We start from the raw sequence: 12,081 nt of genomic DNA, 5'->3' as shown, positions 1-12,081 counted from the left end.
CCGTTCTTTCTTCTGGCCTCGAGCCGGCCGGCATACGGCTGCCTGCCGGCCGGGCCAACCATGGAAAACTCCAGGAGCTGCCATGAACTCTGCTGCCTGCTTCTCACAAACTTATGCACAAGCGCGACAGAAATTCCTGAGTGCCTGCGCTGATCGTGCGCTACCCGTCGAGTCCCATCGGCATCCCTTGCCGGGAGCCGAAGGCGAGGAGCTCGCCATTGATGTGGCGCGCAGTGGCCAGCTCGATGCCGAGCATGTGCTGCTGATCAGCAGCGGCTGCCATGGCGTTGAGGGCTTTTGCGGATCTGCGGTGCAGGTGGCCCTGTTGCACGATGAAGTCTTTCAGCGTCAGGTCAACGACAGCGGCTGTGCGGTGGTTTACCTGCACGCGGCCAACCCTTACGGGTTTTCCTGGCTGCGGCGCTGGACCCACGAAAACGTCGACCTGAATCGCAACTTTCGGGATTTCAGCCAGGCCCGCATGCACAATCCCGACTATGCAGCGCTTCACTCGCTGATGATTCCTGATCGCTGGCCGGCAACCTTGGGCAATCGTCTGCAGCTGCTCTCACGCGTGGCGAAGTTCGGGCGAAAGCGTTTACAGAAGGCGGTCTCCAGTGGGCAGCACAGCCATCCCGATGGTCTGTTCTACACCGGCATCTCGCCAACATGGAGCAACCAGGCCGTGCGCAACGCAGTTCGACAGCATGCACGCCACTGCCAACATCTGGTCTGGATCGACATTCACACCGGGCTCGGACCCAAGGGCCATGGTGAGCGCATCTACTCCGGGCCGGCCAACTCGCCAATGCTGGAACGGGCAAGGCAGTGGTGGGGGGAGGGTGTGCGTTCCTCTCAGGAAGGCCAGTCGGTATCGGTGCCGCTGAGCGGACTGATGGTCTACGGCGCGATGGATGAGTGCACGCCGCCGGCCACTACCGCATTGACACTGGAGTTCGGCACCTTGCCTGGTACCCAGGTACTTGATGCCTTGCGTGCCGAGCAGTGGCTGCACAACAACCCCCTGGTCGGTGAGCCCCAGCGCCAGCAGATCAAGCAACAACTGCGGGACGCTTTCTATGTCGACGAACCGCAGTGGAAAGACGATGTGCTGCGCCAGGCTCGCGAAGTGGCCCAGCAGGCCGTCGCCGGGCTAAGTCAGGAAAAGGCCAAGGGACGGTAACCGCCAAGCCTGCTGGCGCGCACAAAAAAACCCGCGTAAGCGGGCTTTTTCGTTTCTGGCACTCTACACCGGATCAGAAGTCCAGGTTCGACACCGACAGCGCGTTGCTTTCGATGAAGTCACGACGTGGCTCAACCGCGTCGCCCATCAAGGTGTTGAAGATCTGGTCGGCGGCAATCGCGTCTTCGATGGTGACCTTGAGCATGCGGCGGACGGTTGGGTCCATGGTGGTTTCCCACAGCTGCTCCGGGTTCATCTCGCCCAGACCTTTGTATCGCTGGATGGTGTGGCGCTTGGTGCTTTCGTTCATCAGCCAGTCCAGCGCTTCCTTGAACTCGCTGATCGCCTTGCGGCGCTCACCGCGCTGTACATAGGCACCGTCGCCGAGCAGGGTCGACAGCTTGGCACCCAGGTTGACCACCGAGCGATAGTCATTGCTGCCGAAGAAGTCGCGGTTGAAGGTAACGTAGCTGGCCAGGCCGTGGGAGGTGACTTCCACTTCCGGCAGCCAGACGTTGCGCTCCTTGTCTTCGCGCAGGCTGGCCTGATAGACCAGGCCCGACTTCTGGCTGTTGTTCAGCCGCTCCTGGAACTTCGCCAGCCAGGCTTGCATCACGGCGTGGTCGCCCAGTTGCTCCAGGGTCACTTCCGGCAGGTAGATGAAGTGCTCGGTGAGGTCTTCCGGGTACAGCCGCGAGAGGCGCTTGAGCGTCTTCATCACAGCGCGGAACTCATTCACCAGGGTTTCCAGCTGTACGCCGGAAACGGCTGGCGCCGATTCGTCCAGGTGCAGGCTGGCATCTTCGAGGGCCGACTGGGTCATGTATTCTTCCATGGCCTCGTCGTCCTTGATGTACTGCTCCTGCTTGCCTTTCTTCACCTTGTACAGCGGTGGCTGGGCAATGTAGATGTAGCCGCGCTCGACCAGCTCCGGCAACTGACGGAAGAAGAAGGTCAGCAGCAGGGTACGGATGTGCGAACCGTCGACGTCAGCATCGGTCATGATGATGATGTTGTGATAGCGCAGCTTGTCGATGTTGTACTCTTCGCGACCGATGCCACAGCCCAGTGCGGTGATCAGCGTGCCCACTTCCTGGGACGAGATCATCTTGTCGAAGCGTGCTTTCTCGACGTTGAGGATCTTGCCTTTCAGCGGCAGGATCGCCTGGGTGCGACGGTTGCGGCCTTGCTTGGCCGAACCACCCGCGGAGTCACCCTCCACCAGGTACAGTTCGGAAAGGGCAGGGTCCTTCTCCTGGCAGTCCGCCAGTTTGCCCGGCAGGCCGGCGATGTCCAGCGCGCCTTTGCGGCGGGTCATCTCGCGAGCCTTACGTGCGGCTTCACGGGCGCGGGCAGCGTCGATCATCTTGCCGACCACTGCCTTGGCTTCATTCGGGTTTTCCAGCAGGAAGTCGGCGAAGTACTTGTTCATCTCCTGTTCCACGGCGGTTTTCACCTCCGAGGAGACCAGCTTGTCCTTGGTCTGCGAGCTGAACTTCGGATCCGGCACCTTTACCGAAATGATCGCGGTCAGGCCTTCACGAGCGTCGTCACCGGTGGTGGCGACCTTGTTCTTCTTGGCCAGGCCTTCCTGCTCGATGTAGCTGTTCAGGCTACGGGTCAGCGAGGAGCGGAAACCGACCAGGTGAGTACCGCCGTCACGCTGCGGAATGTTGTTGGTGAAGCACAGCAGGTTTTCGTTGAAGCTGTCGTTCCACTGCAGGGCAATCTCGACACCCACGCCATCGTCACGCTGGACGTTGAAGTGGAAGACCTGCGAGTTGACCGGCGTCTTGTTGGTATTGAGGTATTCGACGAATGCCTTCAAACCACCTTCGTACTTGAAGAACTCTTCCTTGCCCGAACGCTCGTCCTTCAACAGGATGCCGACGCCCGAGTTGAGGAAGGACAGTTCACGAATCCGCTTGGCCAGGATGTCCCAGCTGAAGTGGATGTTCTTGAAGGTTTCAGCCGAAGGCTTGAAGTGAATGTGGGTACCGGTGGTTTCGCTGTCACCGACAACCGCCATCGGTGCCTGTGGAACACCGTGGACGTAGGTCTGTTCCCAGATCTTGCCGCTGCGGCGAACAGTCAGCACCAGCTTTTCGGACAGGGCATTCACCACCGACACGCCGACACCGTGCAGGCCGCCGGAAACTTTGTACGAGTTGTCGTCGAACTTACCGCCCGCGTGGAGTACGGTCATGATGACCTCGGCCGCGGAAACGCCTTCTTCTTTATGCACGTCGACCGGAATGCCGCGACCGTTGTCGCGCACACTGATGGATTCGTCCGTGTGGATGATGACGGTGATGTCATCGCAGTGACCGGCGAGGGCTTCGTCGATCGAGTTGTCGACCACTTCGAAGACCATGTGGTGCAGGCCGCTACCATCATCGGTGTCGCCAATGTACATGCCGGGACGCTTGCGTACGGCATCCAAACCTTTCAGCACCTTGATGCTGGAGGAGTCGTACGTTTGATTTTCGCTCATGCCTTCACTCCCGATGGTCGTGGGTCTGGGTGATACGGCCTTGTTCCACGTGGAACAAAGCAACTGGCGTTTCCGTCTGCCAGCCTTCCCTCAGTAATTCGTGATCTACACAGGTGATGAACACCTGGCAGCGTAATTCTTCTAGCAAGCGGCACAGTGCACGGCGATGCTGGTCATCCAGCTCGGACGGCAAGTCATCGACGAGATAAATACAGTGGCCGCGGCGAGCCTGGCTGACGAGGTGGCCCTGGGCTATGCGCAGTGCGCACACCACAAGCTTTTGCTGACCACGCGACAGGATGTCGGCTGCGTTGTTTGCAGCCAGACGAAGACGCAGATCAGCACGCTGTGGACCGGCCTGGGTATGGCCCATCTGCTGATCGCGAAGGACAGAGGAGGCGAGGACTTCTTGCAGTTCCCGGTCCTTGTCCCAGCCTCGGTAGTAGCTCAGGGTCAACCCGTCCAGCTCGACCAGCTCGCTCAGGGTTTGCTCGAAGACGGGCTTCAAGGCCTTGATGTAGTTGCGACGGTATTCATCTATTTCCGCGCTGGCCAGGCATAACTCCCGGTCCCAGGCGGCTTGCGAAGCTGGGTCAAGTGTACCATGCCGCAACCACGAGTTCCGCTGCCGCAGTGCCTTCTGCAGGCGTTGCCAGGCTGGCAGGAAACGGGGTTCCACGTGGAACACGCCCCAATCCAGAAACTGCCGACGGATTTTCGGCGCGCCTTCCAGCAAGCGGAAGCTGTCTGGATTGATCAACTGCAGCGGCAGCAGTTCAGCCAATTGCGCAGCGCTCTTGGCGTTCTGACCGTCGATGCGGATGGTGAATTCGCCCGCCCGCTCCCTTGAGACACCGAGGTTGCTGGTGCCGCCTTCGGCCAATTGCACTTCGCCGAATACGGTACAGGCAGCTTGTTCGTACTGGATGACCGGGTTCAGTCGCGTGCTGCGAAAGGACCGAGCCAGGCCGAGCAGGTGCACGGCTTCCAGCACGCTGGTCTTGCCGCTGCCGTTGGCGCCGTAAAGGATGTTGATGCGGGGGGAAGGTGAGAGAGTCACCGGGTGCAGGTTGCGCACCGCGGTGACCATGATACGTCGAAGGGACATGTCGCCTGCTACGGGTTACAGACGCATCGGCATGACAACGTAGGAAGAATCGTCGTTGCCGGCTTCCTGCAGCAGGGCACTGCTGTTGGAATCAGACAGGATCAGACGAACTTGCTCGGTTGTCATCACGCCCAGCACGTCCAGCAGGTAGCTGACGTTGAAGCCGATTTCCAGCGAGCTACCGTCGTAGTCCACGCCGATCTCTTCTTCCGCTTCTTCCTGCTCGGGGTTGTTGGCCTGGATCTTCAGTTGGCCGGCGGCCAGCTGCAGGCGGATACCACGGTATTTCTCGTTGGAGAGAATCGCGGTACGGCTGAACGCTTCACGCAGGGCCTGACGATCGCCCACCACCAGTTTGTCACCACCCTTGGGCAGCACGCGCTCGTAGTCGGGGAACTTGCCATCGACCAGCTTGGAGGTGAAGGTGAACTCGCCGGTGGTTGCACGGATGTGGTGCTGGCCAAGCACGATGCTGACCATGCCCTCAGGGTCGGTCAGCAGACGCGCCAACTCGAGGATACCTTTACGCGGCACGATCACCTGGTGGCGGTCATCCTGCTCGATGGGTGCACTCATCGAGCACAGTGCCAGGCGGTGACCGTCGGTGGAAACAGCGCGCAACGTGTTGCGCGACACTTCCAGCAGCATGCCGTTGAGGTAGTAACGCACATCCTGCTGAGCCATGGCGAAGCTGGTACGCTCGATCAGACGGCGCAGTTTGCTCTGTTCCAGGTTGCAGGTCAGCGAGCCCGGGCCTTCTTCCACGGTCGGGAAATCGTTGGCCGGCAGGGTCGACAGGGTGAAGCGGCTACGGCCAGCCTTCACCAGCAACTTCTGCTCGTCGACCTTGATATCGATCAGGGCGTCGTTGGGCAGGCTCTTGCAGATGTCCATCAGTTTGCGCGCGGGCACGGTGATCTCGCCGGGTTCGGCGGACTCTTCCAGTTGCACGCGGCCAACCAGTTCGACTTCCAGGTCGGTACCGGTCAACGACAGCTGCTGGCCTTGCACGACCAGCAGGACGTTGGACAGCACCGGCAAGGTCTGACGGCGCTCGACGACACCGGCGACCAGTTGCAGGGGTTTCAACAGGGCTTCGCGTTGAATGGTGAAATGCATGGTCTAGTCCCTTGCCTTCAATGAGCTGCGCTGGCGACCATCAGGTCGTCAGCGTCCGCAGCAGGTTCTTGTAGTCCTCGCGGATGTCCGCGTCGGATTCCTTCAATTCGTTGATCTTGCGGCAGGCGTGCAGCACGGTGGTGTGGTCGCGGCCGCCAAACATGTCGCCGATCTCCGGCAAGCTATGGTTGGTCAGTTCCTTCGACAACGCCATGGCCACCTGACGTGGGCGTGCGACCGAGCGCGAACGGCGCTTGGACAACAGATCGGCGATCTTGATCTTGTAGTACTCGGCCACGGTGCGCTGGATGTTATCCACACTGACCAGCTTGTCTTGCAGCGCCAGCAGGTCCTTGAGCGACTCGCGGATCAGCTCGATGGTGATGTCCCGGCCCATGAAGTGCGAGTGAGCGATCACCCGCTTAAGTGCACCTTCCAGCTCACGGACGTTGGAGCGGATGCGCTGGGCAATGAAGAACGCCGCGTCATGCGGCAGCTCGACCTTGGCCTGGTCGGCCTTCTTCATCAGGATCGCCACGCGGGTTTCCAGCTCTGGCGGCTCCACGGCCACCGTCAGGCCCCAGCCGAAGCGCGACTTCAGGCGCTCTTCCAGGCCTTCGATTTCCTTCGGGTAGCGGTCGCTGGTGAGAATCACCTGCTGGCCGCCCTCTAGCAGGGCATTGAAGGTGTGGAAAAACTCTTCCTGGGAACGCTCCTTGCGGGCGAAGAACTGGATGTCGTCGATCAGCAGTGCATCGACCGACCGGTAGAAGCGCTTGAACTCGTTGATTGCGTTCAGCTGCAGGGCCTTGACCATGTCCGCGACGAAGCGCTCGGAATGCAGGTAGACCACCTTGGCATTCGGGTTCTTCTTCAGCAGATGGTTACCCACAGCATGCATCAGGTGAGTTTTCCCCAGGCCCACGCCGCCATAAAGGAACAGCGGGTTGTAGCCATGCTTGGGGTTGTCGGCGACCTGCCAGGCTGCCGCGCGGGCGAGCTGGTTCGACTTGCCTTCGACGAAGGTTTCGAAGGTGAAGGTGCGGTTCAGGTAGCTGGTGTGCTTGAGCGCGCCTTCGACCTGGACCGTGCGCTGTTCGGTGCGGCTGCTGGTGGCCGGCGCCGCAGCGCCTTCACCCATGCCGTCGAAGCTGTCACGCGATGCCGATTCGGCCATGTCGTTGACACGTGCAGGTTCGGCCACCGGCGCCAGCACCGGTTCGGCGATGGCGGCCATGGCAGGCGCGGTGACCTGAGCCGGCTGGCTTTGTGCGAGAGAGGCGGCGACCGCGGCGCTGACCGGCGCGTTGGGAGCGGCACGCGGCGCGGAGCTGCGGCGGCTACCTATTAACAAGGAAAGGGCAGGCGCGATGCCGGTGCCGTTTTCACCCAACAGTTCGAGCAGACGGCCAAGGTACTTTTCATTCACCCAGTCGAGAACGAAACGGTTGGGCGCATAGACGCGCAACTCGTCGCCTTCGGCTTCGACCTGTAGCGGACGGATCCAGGTGTTGAATTGCTGGGCAGGCAGTTCATCGCGCAGAAGCTCCACGCACTGCTGCCAAAGTTCCACTGACACGGATATCCCCTGAGTTGAAAGCCGGATGAGGCAAAAACAAACCGCCATTGTACCGGTCGGGCGATCAGTTATCCACATGTGGAAACATTCTGAGCCATGACAAAACAGCCATTTAGCGGCAAAAACGTCCCGCACGGGGTGTGAATAAGGTCTGTGGATAACCGCCCATGAGGGCTATGCACAACCCTGAGGTGAGGCCTGTTGATAACTCTGCTGTGGATAACAGGCCATTCCGTCCACAGGTTTCTGTCAGGTCCGGCACAAGCGCAGCACCTGTTACCGACAAGGTTGTGAAACTCTGTACATCCCGTGATTCAAGGGCTGTACGCAGTTATCCACAGAAGGTTATCCACCTAAGATTTATAAGTTCTTCAGAAAAGCTTTTTATATGTCTCTTCTTTTTTTCTAATTCTGTCTCCCGTTTGCCTGCTCGATCAAGCCACCCGGTCAGCGGTTCAACCGCAACGCCTTCTATAAGGAATGACTGGTTGGAAATTGACCTATGGGCTTGCTTTCTCTAGAATCGCCGATCTCTTAAAAAGGGGGCCACTCCGGCCCGTTGTCGACCAACCCAGGTAACACGCCATGAAACGTACTTTCCAACCAAGCACCATCAAGCGCGCTCGCACCCACGGCTTCCGTGCCCGTATGGCTACCAAGAACGGCCGCGCTGTTCTGTCGCGTCGTCGTGCCAAAGGCCGTAAGCGTCTGGCCATTTGATTTTTCGGCACAGGTGGTGAGTCAGGACTTCAGTCGGGAAAAGCGACTGCTTACACCCCGGCACTTCAAAGCGGTCTTCGACTCCCCAACCGGCAAGGTTCCAGGGAAAAACCTGCTGATCCTTGCTCGCGAAAACGGCCTGGATCACCCGCGCCTCGGCCTGGTGATCGGCAAGAAAAGCGTCAAGCTCGCCGTTCAACGCAACCGCCTCAAGCGCTTGATGCGCGATTCCTTCCGGCTCAACCAGCAGATGCTGGCTGGCCTGGATATAGTGATCGTCGCGCGCAAGGGATTGGGTGAGATAGAAAACCCGGAATTGCACCAACACTTTGGCAAGCTCTGGAAACGCCTGGCGCGCAGCCGGCCAGCTCCAGTGGCAAACGCCGATTCCGCAGGGGTAGACAGTCAAGATGCGTAAACTGGCACTCGTTCCGATCCAGTTTTACCGTTACGCCATCAGTCCCTTGATGGCCAATCACTGTCGTTTCTACCCCAGTTGCTCTTGCTACGCTCTTGAAGCCATTGAAAACCATGGCCTCTTGCGTGGTGGGTGGCTAGCCGTTCGTCGCCTGGGGCGTTGTCATCCGTGGAACGACGGCGGCTTCGATCCCGTTCCCCCCGCGCCTTCCTCCCGAACTTCTTCGATAGCCGAGTAATCATGGATATTAAACGCACGATCCTGATCGTCGCCCTGGCAATCGTGTCCTACGTCATGGTCCTCAAATGGAACCAGGACTACGGCCAGGCTGCCCTGCCGACTCAGAATACTGCTGCCAGCACCGTTGCCCCGGCCTTGCCGGATGGCGTGCCGGCCGGTACCGCCGGTGCCAGCGCCGATGTGCCGAGCGCCAACGCCGAATCCAGCCCTGCGGAACTTGCGCCGGTTGCGGTCAGCAAGGACCTGATCCGGGTCAAGACCGATGTTCTGGAACTGGCTATCGATCCGGTCGGTGGTGACATCGTCCAACTGAACCTGCCGAAGTACCCGCGTCGCCAGGACCACCCGGAGATTCCGTTCCAGCTGTTCGATAACGGCGGCGAGCGTGTCTACCTGGCTCAGAGCGGCCTGACCGGCGCCAACGGCCCAGACGCCCGTTCGTCGGGTCGTCCGCTGTACGCTGCCGAGCAGAAGAGCTACCTGCTGGCCGACGGCCAGGAACAACTGGTGGTCGACCTGAAGTTCAGCGACAACGGCGTCAACTACATCAAGCGCTTCAGCTTCAAGCGCGGCGAGTATGACCTGGGTGTCAGCTACCTGATCGACAACCAGAGCGGCCAGGCCTGGAACGGCAACCTGTTCGCCCAGCTCAAGCGTGACGCCAGCGCCGATCCGTCCTCGAGCACCGCCACCGGCACCGCAACCTACCTGGGCGCCGCCATGTGGACTGCTTCCGAGCCTTACAAAAAGGTCTCGATGAAGGACATCGACAAAGGTAGTTTGAAAGAAAATGTGTCCGGCGGCTGGGTCGCCTGGCTGCAGCACTACTTCGTCACCGCCTGGATTCCGGCCAAGTCGGACAACAACACCGTCCAGACCCGCAAGGACAGCCAGGGCAACTACATCATCGGCTACACCGGCCCGGCGATCAGCGTACCTGCTGGCGGCAAGGCCGAAACCAGCGCCATGCTGTACGCCGGTCCGAAGATCCAGTCCAAGCTCAAGGAGTTGTCCCCAGGCCTGGAACTGACCGTCGACTACGGCTTCCTGTGGTTCATCGCCCAGCCGATCTTCTGGCTGCTGCAACATATCCACAGCCTGCTGGGCAACTGGGGCTGGTCGATCATCGTCCTGACCATGCTCATCAAGGGCCTGTTCTTCCCGCTGTCGGCCGCCAGCTACCGCTCGATGGCGCGCATGCGTGCCGTGGCGCCGAAGCTTGCCGCGCTGAAGGAACGCTTCGGTGACGATCGCCAGAAGATGTCCCAGGCGATGATGGAGCTGTACAAGAAAGAGAAGATCAACCCGCTGGGCGGCTGCCTGCCGATCCTGGTGCAGATGCCAGTGTTCCTGTCGCTGTACTGGGTACTGCTGGAAAGCGTCGAGATGCGCCAGGCCCCATGGATGCTGTGGATCACCGACCTGTCGATCAAGGATCCGTTCTTCATCCTGCCGATCATCATGGGCGCCACCATGTTCATCCAGCAGCGCCTGAACCCGACTCCGCCGGATCCGATGCAGGCCAAGGTGATGAAAATGATGCCGATCATCTTCACCTTCTTCTTCCTGTGGTTCCCGGCTGGTCTGGTGCTGTACTGGGTTGTGAACAACTGCCTGTCGATCACCCAGCAGTGGTACATCACCCGCCGCATCGAAGCAGCCAGCAAAAAAGCTGCTGCTTGACGGGCTACTGCGCTAGCCTGTGAATAAAAACGCCCCCTCGGGGGCGTTTTTGCTATCTGTCGTTTTTGTGTAGAGGCTTTCGAGCATGAACACTGTGCGTGAAACCATCGCCGCCATCGCCACCGCCCAGGGCCGCGGGGGGGTAGGCATTGTCAGGTTGTCCGGGCCGTTGGCCAGCCAGGCTGGGCAACTGATCACCGGCCGTACCCTGACCCCGCGCCATGCCCACTACGGGCCGTTCCGCGACGAACAGGGCCTGGTGCTGGATGAAGGCATCGCGTTGTACTTCCCGGGGCCCAACTCCTTCACTGGCGAGGATGTGCTCGAGCTGCAGGGCCACGGCGGCCCGGTGGTCCTCGACATGCTGCTGCAACGCTGTGTACAAGTCGGCTGCCGACTGGCCCGCCCGGGTGAGTTCAGCGAGCGCGCGTTCCTCAACGACAAGCTCGACCTGGCCCAGGCCGAAGCCATCGCCGACCTGATCGAGGCCAGTTCCAGCCAGGCGGCGCGCAATGCCTTGCGCTCGCTGCAGGGAGAGTTCTCCAAGCGCGTGCACAGCCTCACCGAGGCGCTGATCGCCCTGCGCATCTACGTCGAGGCCGCGATCGACTTCCCGGAGGAGGAGATCGACTTCCTCGCCGATGGCCATGTGTTGTCCATGCTCGATGCCGTGCGCGGCGAGTTGTCCACAGTGCAGCGCGAAGCCGGGCAGGGCGCCTTGCTGCGTGACGGCATGACCGTGGTCATCGCCGGCCGGCCCAACGCCGGCAAGTCGAGCCTGCTGAACCAGCTGGCTGGCCGTGAAGCCGCGATCGTCACCGACATCGCCGGCACCACCCGGGATATTCTGCGCGAACATATCCACATCGACGGCATGCCGCTGCACGTGGTCGATACTGCGGGCCTGCGCGATACCGATGACCATGTGGAAAAGATCGGCGTGGAACGTGCGCTGAAGGCCATCGGCGAAGCCGACCGCGTGCTGCTGGTGGTGGACTCCACCGCCCCCGAGGCCAGCGATCCGTTCGCCCTGTGGCCGGAGTTCCTCGACCAGCGACCGGACCCGGCCAAGGTCACGCTGATCCGCAACAAGGCGGACCTCAGCGGTGAGCAGGTTGGGCTCGAGCTGTGCGACGACGGCCATGTGACCATCACCCTGAGTGCCAAGGGCGACGATCAGGGGCTGCAGCTGCTGCGTGATCACCTCAAGGCCTGCATGGGTTATGAACAGACCGCCGAGAGCGGTTTCAGCGCCCGCCGGCGCCACCTGGATGCGCTGCGCCAGGCCAGTTCGCACCTGGAGCATGGCCGTGCCCAGCTGACCCTGGCAGGTGCCGGGGAGCTGCTGGCAGAAGACCTGCGCCAGGCGCAGCAGGCCCTGGGCGAGATCACCGGGGCGTTCAGTTCCGATGACCTGCTGGGGCGGATCTTCTCGAGTTTCTGCATCGGCAAATAGTCCACAGCCCGGTATCACCCAGGCCGCTCCTCCCGGAGCGGCTTTTTTGTGCCTGCGATTTATCCACTCGTCGGATCCCTC

The 12,081-nt window shown here is 60.8% G+C and carries 10 protein-coding genes; 6 read left to right on the top strand and 4 right to left on the bottom strand.

Features of this window, described 5'->3' with window-relative positions; translation table 11 throughout:
• Positions 1-82 precede the first annotated feature (82 nt).
• Positions 83-1,183, top strand: a complete 1,101-nt coding sequence (locus tag ACIP21_RS06850) for a M14 family metallopeptidase (RefSeq protein WP_400685503.1) — start codon at positions 83-85, stop codon at positions 1,181-1,183.
• Between the two features lie 73 nt (positions 1,184-1,256).
• Here ACIP21_RS06850 and gyrB read toward each other — a convergent pair whose 3' ends face one another.
• Genes gyrB through dnaA form a run of 4 tightly spaced genes read right to left on the bottom strand, consistent with a single transcriptional unit; the run spans position 1,257 to position 7,483 of the window.
• A complete protein-coding gene (gyrB, locus tag ACIP21_RS06845; RefSeq protein WP_400685500.1) occupies positions 1,257-3,677 on the bottom strand; it encodes a DNA topoisomerase (ATP-hydrolyzing) subunit B in 2,421 nt (806 codons plus the stop codon).
• A 4-nt stretch (positions 3,678-3,681) separates the two neighbouring features.
• Positions 3,682-4,785, bottom strand: coding sequence for a DNA replication/repair protein RecF (gene recF / locus ACIP21_RS06840; RefSeq protein WP_400685497.1), 1,104 nt, complete (start codon positions 4,783-4,785; stop codon positions 3,682-3,684).
• 15 nt (positions 4,786-4,800) lie between these two features.
• On the bottom strand, positions 4,801-5,904 hold the full coding sequence (dnaN, locus tag ACIP21_RS06835; RefSeq protein ID WP_400685494.1) for a DNA polymerase III subunit beta: 1,104 nt from the start codon (positions 5,902-5,904) through the stop codon (positions 4,801-4,803).
• Between the two features lie 40 nt (positions 5,905-5,944).
• Positions 5,945-7,483, bottom strand: coding sequence for a chromosomal replication initiator protein DnaA (gene dnaA / locus ACIP21_RS06830; RefSeq protein ID WP_400685491.1), 1,539 nt, complete (start codon positions 7,481-7,483; stop codon positions 5,945-5,947).
• A 585-nt stretch (positions 7,484-8,068) separates the two neighbouring features.
• Here dnaA and rpmH point away from each other — a divergent pair.
• From rpmH to mnmE, 5 genes are all read left to right on the top strand, one after another.
• Positions 8,069-8,203 carry a 50S ribosomal protein L34 gene (gene rpmH, locus ACIP21_RS06825; RefSeq protein WP_003253163.1) on the top strand — a complete coding sequence of 45 codons (135 nt, stop codon included), beginning with the start codon at positions 8,069-8,071 and terminating at the stop codon, positions 8,201-8,203.
• A 13-nt stretch (positions 8,204-8,216) separates the two neighbouring features.
• Entirely contained in the window at positions 8,217-8,621 is a 405-nt protein-coding gene (gene rnpA / locus ACIP21_RS06820) for a ribonuclease P protein component (protein WP_400685883.1), read from the top strand.
• Positions 8,614-8,859 carry a membrane protein insertion efficiency factor YidD gene (gene yidD, locus ACIP21_RS06815; RefSeq protein ID WP_079230263.1) on the top strand — a complete coding sequence of 82 codons (246 nt, stop codon included), beginning with the start codon at positions 8,614-8,616 and terminating at the stop codon, positions 8,857-8,859. The genes rnpA and yidD overlap by 8 nt, the downstream gene beginning before the upstream one ends.
• Before the next feature lie 2 nt (positions 8,860-8,861).
• Positions 8,862-10,544 (top strand): membrane protein insertase YidC, encoded by a 1,683-nt coding sequence (yidC, locus tag ACIP21_RS06810; protein ID WP_400685488.1) that lies wholly within the window; start codon positions 8,862-8,864, stop codon positions 10,542-10,544.
• A gap of 85 nt (positions 10,545-10,629) precedes the next feature.
• Entirely contained in the window at positions 10,630-12,000 is a 1,371-nt protein-coding gene (gene mnmE / locus ACIP21_RS06805) for a tRNA uridine-5-carboxymethylaminomethyl(34) synthesis GTPase MnmE (protein ID WP_400685485.1), read from the top strand.
• Positions 12,001-12,081: the final 81 nt, after the last annotated feature.

Source organism: Pseudomonas sp. NPDC089401 (assembly GCF_044749485.1).
GTDB lineage: Bacteria > Pseudomonadota > Gammaproteobacteria > Pseudomonadales > Pseudomonadaceae > Aquipseudomonas.
This window is presented reverse-complemented; position numbering and strand designations above follow the sequence as displayed.